The organism is Thermocladium sp. ECH_B (assembly GCA_001516585.1).
Lineage (GTDB): Archaea > Thermoproteota > Thermoprotei > Thermoproteales > Thermocladiaceae > Thermocladium.
Window position 1 is genome coordinate 1 of record LOBW01000012.1, and the last position, 16,282, is coordinate 16,282.

Genomic DNA, 16,282 nt, shown 5'->3' on the forward strand with positions numbered 1-16,282 from the left:
CCCGGTGGGATTTGAACCCACGACCTACGGCTTAGGAGGCCGCCGCTCTGATTCCATGCTGAGCTACGGGTCCCAAACACAGAAATGCAACGACCATTTTTAAACATTATCCATCACGGATCCAGTTAACCCTGAATATAAGAAAAGCGGGCCGACTCATACCTGCAATCCTGGGGAATACTCTTGTAAGGTATAATCCCCTAAGGCCTCGGGGAACTCTCATTTAGGGCGGTGAGGAGGATAGTAGGAAGTACCTCTTACTTCCTTAGTTCCCACTAATGTTAAAATCCGTTTATTTATTGGGGTTTTATGAATTGCATAAAGGCTAGGTTAACCGATAGGGTTACCATAAATACCAAAATGATAGCGATATGCCCGGTCACTAATACCATAGATAATTACTCTGTAACAATAGAGTATAAGCCTAATTGCGAGGATCCGGAGGGTTGTCAATACATAGAGCTCAAGTCCCTTAGGGAGTACCTTGACTCGTTTAGGGNTAGATCGATCTATCACGAGGATTTAATAAATGAATTAATGAAGGCAATTCAGGAGGCATGTGATCCAGAGGAGTTACGAATAGTGCTGAACAGCGAGTACATGGGAATGAGGTACACCATTGAGTTAAGCGCATGAATATCGTGAATTGTTTTTTATATTTAGGGACCCACCTCCCCTAGTTTTAATGGAGTTTTCTATTAGTATTTATCAGGTTTATTATGAAGTTAGCGGATGCCTCGGCATGCTCAAATGGCCTTGTTTGAGGCTTATTCCTGTAATCCAGTATGTATACGCTGCACTCACCAGCATTAGCCGCGGCGAATGCATAGTACCTATTTGCCAATTGATGCATCTCTATCTCGTTCTCTCCCTCGGCTTCCCTAGCCCTTAGGCTCTCGTCCTTGCTCCTCCTTTGACTTATATCCTTAGGACTGAACTCGAGCAGAACAATGGCGTCGGGCCTTAATTTAGCCATTATCCTATCCGGGAGGCCTGGATAATAACCTCCCTGGACTTGTATGGATGCATGAGTATCTATTAAAACGTCGCCGCTCATTTTCGCGATTTCCTCTGCAGCCATTTCTTGAACCTTTCTATACTCATCAACAGGTATTTTTCTCCTCATCTCATCCCTATGGGTTATTCCATACATTCGCTTGGCTATGTCCAGCATTACATCCCCATAATTAACCACAGCCACATCCGGCATTTTTTCCTTAACCATATTGAGCGTTGTTGATTTGCCGGCGCCGGGAACCGCAACCAACACTATCTTCATATTTAGGGTAAGCCGAGGAGGGATTTTTAAGCGAATCGAAAGAACAAGCGAAGGGAAGGAAGCAACTCTGACCTCCTCCCCGCCTTGAGGGCGAGGGTTCCCCGAGGTCTAGAGGGTTACGCCCCATTAATGGACGCTACTCGTTCCCCTCCCGAGCCGGTATTGTGGGGGGTACGTCGGCCCCCACTCCCCATTCCCTAAAAATTGACCGGCCAAGAACCCCATTCCCAGAGATTTCTAAGCTTCACCCCAACCTAAAGGGGCGAGGGTTGCCGTTCGTTTTATCAATGCGCGGAAAGCCTAGAGTTCCCAATTAATGGTATTTGCTCCTCAATGCTCTCCAAGCATAGCGGTTTCATGTCTTTCTAATTATTATTTTAGTTCGACCTAGCCATATGGTTACGCTATTTATCAATTGAACCTCGCCTGTCATATCGGTGAGGGAGCCCTCCACCTCCATTTTCCCTCCCTTAGNCGTAATTATGAGTAAACCACCGCGGGGCACTATCTTGATCCACTCATCACTGACAGGAACCACTACGGTGGAGCCCGGTCCCCCAATGGTTATTGGATACCTTACCTGTATCTTCTTCTCAGAGGTGACTCCGCCTTCTGGCATTACCTTAATTATTATCGCTGGAGCAGTCATGCAACTGGAGTCCACAACTGCCTTCCTATATATCGCGAACATTAAGATAACTATAACGGCCAGCGATGATAATTCCATATATGGCGACTGATAAAACTCTGCCCCTGCAACAATGAATTCTATGAGGCCCAGAACAGCTGCAAGCAATATATTTGCATGATGACACGTAATAAGCTTCTCTTGAACATATATGCGAAGCACTGGGACAAGCAGCACATAGATTATTAACCCAATGAAGAGAAGGGGAAGAGAGGCATAGATGTATTGAGTAACATGAAGGAGCTGCGAGAATATGCCTATTAAAAGGCTAAGCACTATTATTAGCGCGAGGGGGAGCGCATTGGCTGACAATAACTGAACCAATTCATCGAATACATCATTGCCTCCATTCATCTATATCGCTGTGGAGAGGACATTTATAAACGCTAACCCATACATTCAATTCAAGCCATTAGAAGCATCCTGGATCAATGGTAACCGCTTCTCCACCAACATAATACTATTTTTGCCATATATAACTAAGAAAGACGCACGTATACATTAACTGACATACTCTCCCCATTGAAGCCTCGGAGCTTTCTCGCTCATTTATTTGTGTTAGCTTGTAAATTATCTCTTATGAATTAGAACTCTCATTCTGCCCTCCTCCCCGCCCTGAAGGGCGAGGCTTGTCGTTCATTTTATTATGTGGCCGCATTGATGCATAAAGTGAACCGCATGCATCTGCAGTCACCGCCCTGAATCCGTTCCTAATTAGTGCATTAACCGTATCCACATTATCATCACAGTGAATCAAGTCNCCTAGATGCCTCACGCTGCTTAACGCATCAACCTTATAGGGGGGATCCGGCCTATGATCATCATCATCCCTCATTATTAACGATAACACATCATCAACTAATGCCCCAAAGCCCCTTAATTGAGCTAAGGTGCAGCCCCTCATTCGCTTAGGCCTACCTGTAACCAGTATGACGGCGGCATCACTCATTATTAGCCTATTCATCAATGATATATTTGACTCAATGGGTTCATCCATATATAGCTTATTACAATCCAGAAAGCATTCCCAATCAACAGCATCATTCTTGGTGCATGCAATTAATCGCTTGTATGAATTGACAAGGGTTCCATCTATATCGAATGAAAACACCTCCATAACCATCCATAGCTTAGCCACATACTTAACATTAACGCTGGATACAAGCCATGCCCAAGGGTAAGCCCTCAATCCTTCCCAACCAAAGACACGTCAGCAAGAGCTAGGTTCGCCAGAATCAAGCACCGCTTATGTTTTCCTTAATGATGAGTGGATCCCCATGGAGGCAAAAGTTAGGGTTTCTCATTTTTCCCTTTTTTTATGGTGAGTGAAGCCTATCCTCACCTGGGTAGGTAGACACGAGTGACTGTTAATCCTTAGGCTCTTGCGCCTAGATTGGGGATTGGGTGGAAGGTTTTTTAACTGGTTAATAATGCGTGATTACATCATAAAGGGGAAATGGTTAATAGTTTGGATCGCCTTGATTGCGTCGCTCAGTGTACTAGCGCCTAGGGTATTTGGTGTGCTGATATATAATGATTCGCAATTACTTCCCAACAACNTGCCTCCAGTGATAATTAGTCACTATCTAACCGCTAATCAATCTCAATACACGGCGATAATACTGAATTCAACTAATTTAAATGAGTTGGCTCAGCTTGATGCCAGCATAAGAGAGCCTCACCTGGATCAATTGACTCTGTATAGGGATGACGTACTCCCGCAATACAATGAAACAATCAGCAAATATATTCACGATGAGGAGAGCAATGCCACCATGGAGTTAATACGTGCATGGTCCCAAATGAATTCCACATGCAGCGAATTAATTAAGTTGAATACGGAGTATTATGCTCAATTAAGTCAACTCAAGCAAGCAGAGCACGCTATTAGCAGGTATGTATTGATCTATAACTCCGCTCTCGCGAAACACCTAGAGGCGGCAGGACCTAATGCTAATGCATCCCAAGTAGCTATCGCAACCATTAATTCAATTAATGCATCAACTAATTACTCGAGGCTCATGAAACTCTATGGCTACGGAATTGCCGAGGCCCTCCACGGTTACACAGTTCAGGAACTGGCTCCAGGCACACTAAGCGATGCGTTTACCGCTGGTTATGATCTAGTAATGCAGAGCCTTAAAGAGAATTACTCCTTAGTATTTTCTAGGCCGAACTCGACTTTAGCCTTAGCCATAGCGGCCGGTCCCTCTTCCCTATATAGAATACGCCTAGCCGTGGCGAGCCTATATGTTAACTCCACTCCAGCCATAATTAGGCCTTTACTGCCTCAAATAGCGTGTGCCAGCAATATATCGAGCATTGAGGCTAGCCTGAACAGCAGCATAAGTAGCCTAATAATCAGCGTGAATCCACCGCCATCCCCCCTCTCCATAAAGACTGGATTAGTGAATGGCAGCTACGCATTGATACTGGTGAACTCAACAATACAAGTACCTCTTCCCCGTAATGAGTCTATATTCGTCTTTAGTCCATCACTGATAAATTCACAATTGATAAGCATGGTTGAGAACGATGTCCCAACCATTGATAAGGTAACGGGAACCGCGGTGCTCTCCATGCTACTATTCGTGCTTGGAACAATTATGGGTCCATTAATAGTGCTTGCAATGCTTGGCGCAGCAGATGCCGCATCGCTGGGCTCCATATATTTGCTTTCAAAGTCAGGGCTCTCCGTTTATTACTTGACCGTTTACTTGACTTCCCCTATAATACTAGGCATAGGGGTTGATTACAGCTTATTAATAATAGGTAGGTACCTGGAGGAGAGGAGGAGAGGGAGGGGAAGAGAGGAGGCATTAATGATTGTTAAGAGAATTACGGTGCCCACCATATTATCATCGGGAAGCGTCGTCGCTGTTGGACTTGGTTCCTACATGTTCTCCACTTATCAATATATCCAAGTAATAGGACTAGCCTATATAGTGTCGGTGGCGCTTGTCTTATTCACGGTTATCCTAGCCCTCATCGACGTGATAAGCATCATGGGTGATCGAATACTATGGCCAATGGGACTTAAATCCAATACTCGTGAATTAAGCACTAAGCTGCTCATTAAGTTAACGCGTATATCAGTGGAGCGACCGAAGACCATCATAGCCATTTTCGCCCTCGTCACGTTGATTTCGCTCCTGATAATCGCTAGGTTCATGGTTGTGACATCTAATCCAGTATATATGATGCCCAGCAGCAATCCAGTCATTGGCCTTCATATAATGCAGGAGAGATTCCCGAACTTCCTTCAATCAACTGGCTACATATTGATGAAGCCTAGCAACCATGCTGCCTACGAGNAATTAATTACGCAAATGGCCGGGATAAAGGCCATAGGCAACATTACCCTCATACGGAACTCCTCCTCAATCATGTTGTTGGAGTTTCCAGTTAAGTATGATGTGTTTTCAGATAAATTAATAGGGGTATATGGAGAGTTAAGCTCTATTGCCAGCGCTGTGTCAACCCGATACGGCGTCACGGTGCTAATAGGGGGAGACCCAGGCTATAAGTATTATGGAGTTCAAGCCTTTGAGGAACAGTTTTATCATGTTATTGCCTATATAGTGGTTGCATTGGTTATGATAATGCTATTCATTACGTTGAGGTCAGCATTAATACCGATTAGACTCATCGTTACCGTATTGATGAGCATGAGTTGGGCTATGGCATTGACTGTGCTTGTTTTTCAGGTAATGATGGGGATACCAACATATTACTTACTGCCCATAATCCTGTACTCCCTATTGATGAGCGTGGGGACGGATTATGATATATTCATTATTTCCAGGGTTCGTGAGGAGGTAATAAGGGGCGCAAGCGATAAGGAAGCTATAATTAGGTCTATAGAGGCCACGGGGCCCATAGTTAGCGGCGCGGCTATGGTGCTTGCAACTGCCTTCGCCGGCTTAGCAGTTTCAAGATTATTCATTTTAAAGGAAATAGGATTCGCCGTTGCTATTGCCGTAGCCATGGACGCCCTCCTACTGAGGCCGGTCCTTGTTCCGGCCATATTAATGGTGCTGGGCAAGTGGAATTGGTGGCCGCTGAAGATAAATAGAGCGAGCAGCATTGAGTTACATGAGCAGTGAAGCGGGCCGGTTTAAAATTTAAATAGGCTTGAAACGATAATGATACTATGTCTTCTGTGCATGACTTAATGCGGAAGCCTAAAGTGGTCGCTAAGCTCAATGATAGGTTATCCTCCATAATTAACAGCATGAAGAGCGAAAGGATCTTCATAGCTCCCGTGGTTAATGAAAACGATAAATTAGTGGGCGTATTGAGTTACAGGGATTTACTGCGTAGGAGGGTGCCCATAAATTCAAAGGTTGCCACGACAATGATGAGGCCATTCTCCATAATGGAGACGGCGAGCCTCGATAAATTAGTAATAAAACTTCATGAGACGAGGGCCAGGGAGATCCCAGTGGTCGATGATAGAAATAACTTGGTTGGAGTAATTAATCGAATTGATGTAATTAACTTCATAATTAATTCCTTGCCTAAAATAAACGTCGAGAAAGCAATGTCGTTCCCGCCCATAACCATTAACAAGGATGAGAACATAGCCACGGCGAGGTGGTTAATGGTTAAGCATGGCATAAGCCTATTGCCGGTAATGGATGGGGGAAAGCTGGTCGGCATGGTTACGCTAACAGATTTAATTGAGAAAATATTCTACGTGACCACGGCGAGAAGATCAAGGCGTGGTGATCTAGCTGGTGAAGAGGAGAAAATAGTTGCATCCCCAGTATCCTCAGTAATGAGCGAGGCCATTACCATAGACGCATCGAAACCGCTTGTTGATGCGATAGAGAAATTGAATAAACATGACGGATTAATAGTGACTAGGGGGAACTCCGTTATCGGCGTATTAACGGGAAGCGATGCATTAAGGGTATACGTGGAGTCAAGTAAAGTATCCATTCCAATAACCGCCAGAATAAGCGATATACAGGATGAATACTTAAGGCAAATAATAGAGACCGCAGTGAATAACCACCTGGAGAAGATAGCTAAAATCACCGATATAATAGATTTCAAGATAGATATAAGGACTAAGGCGACCGGAAACAATGATAAGAGGACTAGGTATGAAGTAATTGCTCGACTCAAGGATCCGCTTGATAATTACGTGGCGACGACGCAGAGTTGGGACGCCGTGGAGGCGGTGAAGGACGCCATGGATATTCTCCTAAAGAGAGTTGAGAGAACACTAGATAGAATGAGAACAATAAAGAGAAGGGAAGAGCGGGAATAATCCCCCGGAGGATAAGGAAACTCTATTTTGTTTCTGGAATCATGCATTAAAAATCAGAGCGGAATCAAGCTAATTACCGTGTATGTGCCGACCACTACAACAAGCAATCCCAGCGCTATGACCAATACATCAACGAATGTGGTGAATGCCTTGCCTCCATGGAATAATTCAAGCATTATGGTGCGGAGCCCATTCATGGCATGATACGAGGCAGCGTACACTATTATTAATAGAACAATATCGTACCAAGCCATGCTTATTTGACTCTGCACCGCGGGCCAACTTACTGATGCATCGTAACTGGGCCACCTATAGGCTATGTGAATCCCAACCACAATTATCATTATTAATCCAGTGATGTAGTGCCACTTCATTAGTGTGGATTTAGCCACCATTCATCACCACCCCAATAATGCGCCGAATACATCATACGTGGCGAGGATTATGAATATGATGGTTATTATGGCAACCGAGTACTTATATACCCTCTGTGCCGTTGCATTGGGAGACGGCGTTGCACGCGGGAATGTGTGCCTCGAGGGCTTAGGTAACCCAATGCCGAACCACTGCATCAATATTAATCTGAATCCGTTCGCTCCATGAATAGCAAGCAATATTCCTATTAGGTACTCAAGTAGGGCCCCCACCGACACGGCGCCTATATGCGGCTTCTCTAGTACGCCGAATATTATTGCATTCCACTGCTGCTGCGTTAAATTATGGCCAAAGCCGAGGGCCGTTGAGACCGCTAGGACATGACCTATTAGGTATAGGGCCAACGCTAATCCACTTACTTTCTGAAAAATGACCAACCACTCATCTAATCCACGAAGCCAGAGCCCCCACCTAGGAGAAACACGCCTGGTCTTCTGCATGTCCCTCACCTCTTCCTGCCGGTTAATAACATTTTTTTGACCATGTTTATAGCAAGGGCTGGATCAACATCCTTGGGACACACCTTACTGCAGGTACCAGAGTAATTACAACTCCATACGCCGTTATCCGTGTCGACAAGCTTTAACCTCAACTCGGCTCCTTGATCCCTGGAATCAGCGCTCCACCTATATGCTTGAGCCAAGGCTTGGGGTCCCAGGTACTCCTTGTTGAGAAACACCAGGGGGCATGCGCTATAGCATAGGCCGCATTTGATGCAGTAAGAGAATTGTAGGTAATTATCAAGCTCCTCCTCGGTTTGTGGGTAATATTCCTTCAGATCCTCGAATTGCTCTTTCTCATCCTTGCGTATAAGCCATGGCGATACCGATTTATGATTGCTGAAGAACTTATCGAAGTCAGTAACAATGTCCTTGACNGGGGGCACGTTACTCAATGGTTCCACCGTTATTGTGCTTGTGCCCAGATCATACGGCTTCGTCTCGCAAGCAAGCCTGGGGGTGCCGTTTATCACCATTCCGCATGAGCCGCATATACCCATCCTACAACTATACCTCACCGCTAATGTGGGGTCCTGCGTCTCCTTAATCCTGAGTAATGCATCGAGAATGGTGGTTCTATTCGTTATGGTTAACTTATACTCCTTCCAATAAAAACCATCCTTCTCAGGATCATACCTCTTAATCTTAAAAATNACCTCCTTCTTCTCCAGCTTTATCTCGGGCAACTTTATCTTAATCGTTTCCACACTCGCTTCAGATGAGGATGCGGTTGCCATTTGAGCATTACTTACTCATGTTTTTTAAGCATTGCCGTTCGACAATAAAAGAAATAGCAAAATAACTAATTTATGCATTTTATGCAGTAATCGATGCACCTATTTCTATCGATTAGCGAGACCATGCATGGAGCAGCAATTAATTAAGAAGGGAGAGAGATATGTATTAGATTTAAGGGGCCTCATATGTCCCTACCCCCAAATATATACAGTCAAGGCGCTGCAAAAAGTCGAGAGAGGCGCCATAATAGATATATTGATAGATAATCCAGCCTCCTGCAACACGGTACCAAGCGTAGCGGAGAAGAACGGACATAAAGTAATCGATAACGTAAAGGAAGATAAGTACTGGAAAATAACGGTGCAAAAGTCATAGAAAAACGAAACCCACATGGGACTGATCTAACTAGCAGGAGTTGCCGGTATCTGAAGAGCGCCCTTTATGAAGGCTACTTCCCTCCACTTAGTCTGACCTCCTCCCCGCCCTAAAGGGCGAGGTTTGCCGTTCGTTTTATCATGAGAGTGAACCAACTCTACTCCTCATTCTCAAAAATGACCAGCAAAGTCCCCCAGGAATACTATATAATCACTTATTTCCCTTGGGATCCAAAGAAGCAAAGTTTTTCATGTTCCGGCCATTGATGTCGATGCATTATTGCCATCTACGGCGAGTCCCGCTTCATTAATGAATTTCCAGTATAGTGACTCGAGCGCCTTCTCATTATTAACCTTAATGTGACTCCACGGCAGTATATCTCCAGGCCTACGATGCGCATATACATACTTATTAAGTAGGTCAGGGTGGTGGGCAAGTAGTCTCCTGTAATCACCCTTATCTAGGTGATCCTTACTTATCCTAGCTGCATCAAGTATAAAGGCGGCTACATCTCTATCGCCCAGAGATAGAAGGGCTTGCACGGTCGCATGTATTGGATCATAAAAGGAGTATTCACGTGCATCCCTAGTCACTATGCGTATTCTCTTCTTTAATTCATCTATGCCAGCCATGGGGAACCATTGAAGCGGTGTATGCGGCTTCGGTATCCAGGGATTCACTGAAACATATGTGGACCCAAGCCTGGATACCTCAATCAATTCTAGCTTTATCTGCATTAAATCCTCGTATTGCTCCCCCGGCAGACCAACCATGTAGTACATCTTGATTCTATTAATGCCATTATCGAATGCACATCGGGCCTTCTCGATTAATTCCTCGCTTGAGAAGTCCTTACCAAGCATTCGTCTAAGGCGGAAAGATGATTCAGGAGCAATAGTTAGAGTGCGTTGGCCCGACCTAATGATGCTCTTGATGAGGTCGCAGCTAAGGGTATCCACCCTAAGCGAGGGGAAGCTAAGCGATATTCCTGACTCCGTTAATTCATCGATGAATTGCAGTATTCCTGGATGATCCCCCACGGATAAACCGACCAAAGCAACTCGACCTAAGCCGCTCTCCCTTATCCTATATGAGAGGGAGGATAAATCCCCAAGCCTCACCGGCATATTGAGATAGCTCTCCATGCAGAACAAGCAATGATGAGGACAACCACGCATTACCTCAACTAACGCATCGCTGCCGAAGAGGGAACCATCCACCTTAATGAGGGAAAGAGGAGAATGCTCTATGTGATCGGCGTATACCCTATGAACCTCATGCTTGCCAAGCGATGGCACATAGAATCCCCCCAACTCCTCGAATTCCTCTAATTTACCCGTCAATCCATTAATTAGCCTAGGCATTAATTCCTCGAGATCCCCCAGCGCAACCACGTCAACGAAGTTAGCTATTGGCTCTGGATTCGCCAGTGCTGGTGGTCCGCCAATTATTACAGTGGGGAAACCGTTCCGCTTGCTCGATGAAGCGGGTATCCTGGAGTACGCCAGCATTTTAATCATGTTTATATAATCGAGTTCATAGTGAAGCGTGAATATTATGTAATCAAAGGAATTAAGGGGAGCATTGGTTTCCTCGCCTCGCGGCGGTATCCCATTCATTGAGACCCCATCCACCAAGAAGCCCTCATTCTCAAGGGCAGTCTTAATGAACTTGAACGAGGTGGATAATTGCGCAATAGATGGGGAAGACGGATAGGCCACTGCAACTCTCATTTACTCACTGACCATTTCCCTGGGATAGCTGCAGATTGACGATTACAAGGGGTTTATCGGTTGCCCTTAGTTCAGCTATCTTGCTTATTATCATTCTCTTAACCATCGCTGGATTCCTCTTTATTGTATCCACTGCATTCCTCACGCCGCCCTCGGCCACCAGTTCTTGCACAATTGATTTAGTGACGTAGTCCGACACAACGCTTGTCCCGCATATTTCCCCCTCCTCCATTAACCCTATCATGGCCATCTTGTTCAATTTATTAATGTACCTCCTCCCAATCATGCTCACGGCCCGCTGGGTATCTGGATCCAGTGTTCCCTCCTCATTTACTGATCCGAAGTTAAGCTTCACCCTTTGACGCCACTTGAGAAGCCAATAATCAAGCCACTCGGGGAGCCATGATGATAAAGAACCATTAACTGCCTTACATATTGCATCCTTTTTTCCGCTGCCCTTACTTATATAATTAACTAAGTCTTGATAAATGAAGTCCGATAATATGCGTACCTCATCATGTGGAAAGCCCATGTCCGATAACCTGGTTAACAGGAAATAACGAAGGCGCTGCTCCACGTCACTGCACTCCTCATTCCTATCTCCGCTCATTACCTATGTATAGGCATTAATCCGCTTTTTAATCTTTACGGGCAAACTAACTCCCGTGTACCCATACGTGTCTCACAAAGAGGATAATGGGTACGCCAATCCCTCCTTGGCGATTAGTCTTTACCAATCATACAACTCATTGTCACTAAACCAGTAATGTATTTCCCGCGCAGCGGATTCAGGGCCATCGCTTGCATGCACCAAATTATGAATTGCGCGCTTCTCCTTGTTTGCTAAATCCGGGCTATCCGTGGAGTAGTCGCCCCTTATTGTGCCCGGCGCCGCCATATAGGGAAGAGTATGTCCAACCAATTTCCTCACCGTATCTATGGCGTGATTCCCCTCAACCACTATTAGAACTATTGGAGTCTCCACCATGTACTTCACCAGCCATTGTTTAACTATCTTACCTACCTGCACTGGATCATCGGTGCCCATGTCCCTCCTTATATCGATCCCCATCTCTTGATAAGACTTAATGGACTTATTGCCGACGCTTTTGAACCATTCTTCGTCGCTAGGATAAAAGCCAGCCATTTGATCCTCCGTTGCCCTCACCATTTTTAATCCAATGATCTTTAATCCCATTCTCTCCAATCTGGAAATCACATCACCGATTATCCTAGCCTTGACACCATCTGGCTTAACTATGACCAGCGTTCTCTCAATCATGAGTGGCGCTGGAAATGAATGCCTTTTAAGCATTGCTTAACGTTAAAATTGAATTAATGCCGCCAACCTAAATTTATTAAGCCTAGGCTGCCTCAATAAATGAAGTGTATTACTCAAGCGATCCAAACTATGGGAGATTAACTGGGAAGAGAATTCACATAACTGTACGAGGGGTAAGTCTGGAATTTGTGACGGCGCCAGGCGTTTTCTCAGGAAGAGATATAGATAGGGGTTCTCTTATATTGGCGGAGCTAATGGATGTCCCTGATAATGGAGCGGTGCTGGATCTCGGGTGTGGTTATGGTTTTCTCGGAATACTGGCCGCTAAGTTGAAGCCATCATCTACCATATTCATGAGCGACATAAATAAGTTGGCGGTTAAACTAGCATCAATAAATATTAAATTAAACAATGTAAGTAACGCAACGGTGAAGCAGGGAGACTTGTTTAAGCCATTTGGATCAACCATGTTCGACTCAATAATAACTAATCCCCCATACTCTGCTGGAATGAGAGTAATTGAGAGATTCGCGACGGAGTCAGCTCGATACTTAACCCATCATGGCTCACTTCAATTAGTCACTCCATCTAGAATCAAGGAAAGAATTATTCTCCTAATTATGCGAAGCTATGAGGATGTAGCAGAGGTAGGCGGCACTGGAGCATATAAAGTGATTAAGGCAACCAAGCCTAAGAACTAATTAATGTCGTTGATGGTTACGTGGATCCGAAGCAATAGATTTAATAATTAAGCATTCTAGACAATTAATATGATAGCAGCACTGATATTGTTAATAGGCGTGCTCGTAGCATGGTTGATCGCTTCCATACCTGTATGGGTTGGGGCTAAAGTGGTTGGAGGAGATGCATCAATTGGGAAAGCAATGATAGCCACATTGGCAGCTACCATAGTGTTCTCCATATTGCTAGTTATATTCGGCGTATTCTCGAGAACAGTGGGATTCATAGCTGGCTTCATAGGTATTCTAGCAGTCTTCAAGGCAATATTCAACGTGGGGTGGGGCGGCGCATTTCTCACCGCAATAATAGCATTCATAGTTTTCATAATAATGATCATTGTGCTGGCCGCAATAGGCTTGTCCCTGCCCATGATCATCCACGCATCAATGTTTATTCACCACTATTGACCGGCATTTATGAATGAGCCGGCCATAATGGTGCCTCCCCACGTGAACCAAGTTAAATTAATATACTAATGTGACCCTAACCAGGCATGGCAATAATCACCTTATTGACTGATTTTGGAGTGAAGGATCACTTTGTGGCATCTATGAAGGGAGTTATTCTCGGCATCAATCCTGAAGCATCAATTATAGATATAACGCACGATGTGCCTAAATTCGATGTATTGAGGGCTGCACTCATATTGAAAGCGGCATATAAATGGTTCCCCAGAGGCACTATTCACGTGGTAGTAGTTGATCCAGGCGTTGGCACTAGTAGGAAACCCATANTTATTCAAACCAAGAATTACTTCTTTATAGGCCCTGATAACGGTGTTCTCTCGCTTGCCGCCGATGATGATGGAGCGATTGCCGCAAGGGAGATACTTCCTAATGGCGAGTCTTCATACACATTTCACGGCAGGGACTTATTTGCCCCAACGGCGGCTAAGTTAGGCAGGGGCATGTCATTCAATGAAGTGGGACCCGTTATAGTTAATTATAATAGAATTAATTTGCCTAAACCCACCATTAGCGGGAATAACATAACTGCAACGGCTATATATATTGATTCCTTCGGCAATGTCTTCACCAACATAACTAGGAACGATATTGATGTTAAATATGGTTCCCAATTATTGGTTGAGCTAGAGAATGGGGCACGCCTAACTCTAATCCTGGAGAAATCATATGGATACGCCGCTCAGGGAGAATCATTGGCAGTGATTAATAGTGAGGGTTACCTAGAATTAGCAGTGAATAGGGGTAGCTTCGCCGATAAGTACGGCGTATCCCCCGGTCAATCGATTAGGCTCATCATTACGAATTAGCTTTCCTCTTGTCGTTCTGGACTATTCGTATTTCTGGATCTCCTGATACTTCTCTATTTCCTTTATTAACTTAACTGCGTCAGTTAAGCTTCTATTCGTCGCTATGTCCTTTATGTAATTAACCAAGGGATACATTGACTTGAACAGTATTGATTTGGTGACTATATCTATCCCCGCATCCCCATCTATCAACCCCCTACTGCGGCCCCTCTCTATTTCCTCTAATCTGAGCTTATCGAGCCTTGAAATAAATGATGATAATTCCATCTCTACTATTTTCCTCTTGTAGAGGGACTCGAAGTTAGTTATCTCTGCCTCAATAATTCTCTCCGCATCCTTAATTGCCTTTATTCTCTCCTCGTTAAGCATAGTCATGAATTTCTTTAATTCATCTATTGAAACCACTGGACCCTCCACATTGCGGGGGATCCCTAGATCCACAACCACGGAGCCCGGTGGGAGAAGCGTAAGATCATCTTTCAATAGAATTGGCTTATTAACCCTTATTGCTGTGATTAATGCCGAGAGCCGAGGCAGGTAATTGCGCAAGGAGTCGAGGGGTTCATATTTGTAATTTAGTTGTTCCGCCAGTTTCCTGGCATTCTCGAGAGTCCTATTGAAAATAATCACCTCGCTAAATCCCCTCTCACGGAGCTTAGTCGCGATTAGCGATGCCATGGCGCCGGCGCCGACTAAACCTATTAATGAGTCCCTAGACACGCCTTTCCTGGTCAAGAAATCAACGNCCACACTGCCTAGGCTAATTGCTCCCCTGGATAAGTTGGGATTAATGGATCTGATTCTTTTTCCAACATTTATTGCTCGCTCCACTACGAACTTTAATTCTCCATGCAGAGCCCTCCTGTTAATTGCTGCTTGAAATGCCTTCTCTAATTGGCCTAGAACCTCGCTTTCACCTATTGCGGCTGACTCCAGGCCGGAAGCAACCCTAAATAGGTGATTAACAGCATCTAGCCCACTGTAGAAATCGCCCAGCGACTTAACTGTAGCCGAGCTTTCATGAAATACTTGCAGAATAGTTTCAGTCCCCCTCCTCTTCGAGTCGAGCACGTATATTTCAACTCTATTACAGGTCTGGAAGATGAATGCCTCGCCATATTTTTGCAATAACTCCCCATAGGCGCTGTCCTCATCCAAGTATATGCTGCTTAATGTTATTGTGCTGGCCTTCTTATGGGTGACCGCCAGAGCAATGATCGAGCTCAACCTACTTGATAATTCTGGATCATCCATTCCTAATCACCTCCTCCACGTAACGCATCGCATCCTCCACATTACCGCTTCTCGCCAGGGACTTAAATGACTCGTCATCCCTCAGCCTCATATATATCCGCATACGCTTCCCCGGTGAATCCACGCTGCTCTTTATCTTTTCCTTAACCATGTACCAGACCGATATGAAGTTACCCATATCTGGACTACTCGATAATGTATCTATCAAGTAATCCCTGACAGCCCTAGCCGCCACACCGCTCTTGCCCTCAGTGGTAACCGCTATGCGAACCCCCATATAATCACCATCAAATGGAACCACAACCTCTGTCCCAATCGAGTCAGTAGCATCATTAAATAGGATCCTATTCCGAGAAGCGGCTCGCTTGATTCTAATCCGCAGCTCCTCGTCCGGAACAGCATACACTACTAGGTCAAATCCATGCATGATGAAATCAACATCAAGCAAGCGTAAATCACCCATCAATATATCCATATTGCCGTTACTTCTTAATTTCATTAAGTCGCTGGAGACCTCCATAGCTATGACTGTCACAAAGGAACCCGCCGCCAAGAACTTCTCGGCCCTCTTTGTTGCCGTGTAACCACCTCCAAGCACTAAAACCCTCTTTCCACCGAATTCAATGAATAAGGGAATCCTCACTGGCACCGCCATGATTTAATTAAATATTAAATTTTTCTCCACAAATATTTCATTGAGAAAAAT

17 protein-coding genes, 1 tRNA gene and 1 pseudogene are annotated in these 16,282 nt (G+C 44.8%); 7 read left to right on the forward strand and 12 right to left on the reverse strand.

Going from position 1 to position 16,282, the window contains the following annotated elements; genetic code table 11:
* Nucleotides 1-70: transfer RNA gene (locus AT710_02560), tRNA-Arg, on the reverse strand.
* Nucleotides 71-309: 239 nt separating this feature from the next.
* On the opposite strand from AT710_02560, the gene AT710_02565 reads away from it, so the two are divergent.
* Nucleotides 310-636, forward strand: a complete 327-nt coding sequence (locus AT710_02565) for a hypothetical protein (protein ID KUO92604.1) — start codon at nt 310-312, stop codon at nt 634-636.
* 46 nt (nt 637-682) lie between these two features.
* Here AT710_02565 and AT710_02570 read toward each other — a convergent pair whose 3' ends face one another.
* From AT710_02570 to AT710_02580, 3 genes are all read right to left on the reverse strand, one after another.
* Complete coding sequence (locus tag AT710_02570; GenBank protein KUO92605.1) at nt 683-1,279, reverse strand: adenylate kinase; 597 nt, start codon at nt 1,277-1,279, stop codon at nt 683-685.
* Between the two features lie 355 nt (nt 1,280-1,634).
* Nucleotides 1,635-2,321 carry a hypothetical protein gene (locus AT710_02575; GenBank protein KUO92606.1) on the reverse strand — a complete coding sequence of 229 codons (687 nt, stop codon included), beginning with the start codon at nt 2,319-2,321 and terminating at the stop codon, nt 1,635-1,637.
* Nucleotides 2,322-2,544: 223 nt separating this feature from the next.
* Nucleotides 2,545-3,090, reverse strand: coding sequence for a hypothetical protein (locus AT710_02580; protein KUO92607.1), 546 nt, complete (start codon nt 3,088-3,090; stop codon nt 2,545-2,547).
* 307 nt (nt 3,091-3,397) lie between these two features.
* Between AT710_02580 and AT710_02585 the strand changes: the two genes are divergently transcribed.
* Nucleotides 3,398-6,073: a hypothetical protein gene (locus tag AT710_02585; GenBank protein ID KUO92608.1), complete on the forward strand. Its 2,676-nt coding sequence runs from the start codon at nt 3,398-3,400 to the stop codon at nt 6,071-6,073.
* A 47-nt stretch (nt 6,074-6,120) separates the two neighbouring features.
* Complete coding sequence (locus AT710_02590; protein ID KUO92609.1) at nt 6,121-7,245, forward strand: hypothetical protein; 1,125 nt, start codon at nt 6,121-6,123, stop codon at nt 7,243-7,245.
* 53 nt (nt 7,246-7,298) lie between these two features.
* Here AT710_02590 and AT710_02595 read toward each other — a convergent pair whose 3' ends face one another.
* The 3 genes and pseudogenes from AT710_02595 to AT710_02605 all read right to left on the reverse strand — a co-directional run bounded on the left by AT710_02595 (nt 7,299) and on the right by AT710_02605 (nt 8,836).
* Nucleotides 7,299-7,640 (reverse strand): hypothetical protein, encoded by a 342-nt coding sequence (locus tag AT710_02595; GenBank protein ID KUO92610.1) that lies wholly within the window; start codon nt 7,638-7,640, stop codon nt 7,299-7,301.
* Between the two features lie 3 nt (nt 7,641-7,643).
* Nucleotides 7,644-8,120 carry a succinate dehydrogenase gene (locus AT710_02600; protein KUO92611.1) on the reverse strand — a complete coding sequence of 159 codons (477 nt, stop codon included), beginning with the start codon at nt 8,118-8,120 and terminating at the stop codon, nt 7,644-7,646.
* Between the two features lie 5 nt (nt 8,121-8,125).
* Nucleotides 8,126-8,836, reverse strand: a pseudogene (locus AT710_02605) (succinate dehydrogenase).
* A gap of 208 nt (nt 8,837-9,044) precedes the next feature.
* On the opposite strand from AT710_02605, the gene AT710_02610 reads away from it, so the two are divergent.
* Nucleotides 9,045-9,293, forward strand: a complete 249-nt coding sequence (locus AT710_02610; GenBank protein ID KUO92612.1) for a hypothetical protein — start codon at nt 9,045-9,047, stop codon at nt 9,291-9,293.
* A gap of 248 nt (nt 9,294-9,541) precedes the next feature.
* Here the strand turns inward: AT710_02610 and AT710_02615 are convergent, their stop codons facing one another.
* The 3 genes from AT710_02615 to AT710_02625 form a co-directional block, all read right to left on the reverse strand.
* Entirely contained in the window at nt 9,542-11,014 is a 1,473-nt protein-coding gene (locus AT710_02615) for a hypothetical protein (GenBank protein KUO92613.1), read from the reverse strand.
* Nucleotides 11,015-11,030: 16 nt separating this feature from the next.
* Complete coding sequence (locus AT710_02620; protein KUO92614.1) at nt 11,031-11,636, reverse strand: hypothetical protein; 606 nt, start codon at nt 11,634-11,636, stop codon at nt 11,031-11,033.
* A 120-nt stretch (nt 11,637-11,756) separates the two neighbouring features.
* Nucleotides 11,757-12,308, reverse strand: a complete 552-nt coding sequence (locus tag AT710_02625) for a nucleoside-diphosphate kinase (protein KUO92615.1) — start codon at nt 12,306-12,308, stop codon at nt 11,757-11,759.
* A gap of 104 nt (nt 12,309-12,412) precedes the next feature.
* Between AT710_02625 and AT710_02630 the strand changes: the two genes are divergently transcribed.
* The 3 genes from AT710_02630 to AT710_02640 all read left to right on the forward strand — a co-directional run bounded on the left by AT710_02630 (nt 12,413) and on the right by AT710_02640 (nt 14,322).
* A complete protein-coding gene (locus AT710_02630; GenBank protein ID KUO92616.1) occupies nt 12,413-13,009 on the forward strand; it encodes a hypothetical protein in 597 nt (198 codons plus the stop codon).
* A gap of 69 nt (nt 13,010-13,078) precedes the next feature.
* A complete protein-coding gene (locus tag AT710_02635; GenBank protein ID KUO92617.1) occupies nt 13,079-13,456 on the forward strand; it encodes a hypothetical protein in 378 nt (125 codons plus the stop codon).
* Between the two features lie 86 nt (nt 13,457-13,542).
* Nucleotides 13,543-14,322 carry a hypothetical protein gene (locus AT710_02640; protein KUO92618.1) on the forward strand — a complete coding sequence of 260 codons (780 nt, stop codon included), beginning with the start codon at nt 13,543-13,545 and terminating at the stop codon, nt 14,320-14,322.
* A gap of 21 nt (nt 14,323-14,343) precedes the next feature.
* Here AT710_02640 and AT710_02645 read toward each other — a convergent pair whose 3' ends face one another.
* Nucleotides 14,344-15,576, reverse strand: a complete 1,233-nt coding sequence (locus tag AT710_02645; GenBank protein KUO92619.1) for a hypothetical protein — start codon at nt 15,574-15,576, stop codon at nt 14,344-14,346.
* Entirely contained in the window at nt 15,569-16,231 is a 663-nt protein-coding gene (locus tag AT710_02650) for a hypothetical protein (protein KUO92620.1), read from the reverse strand. Before AT710_02650 ends, AT710_02645 begins: the two co-directional genes overlap by 8 nt.
* Nucleotides 16,232-16,282 lie beyond the last annotated feature (51 nt).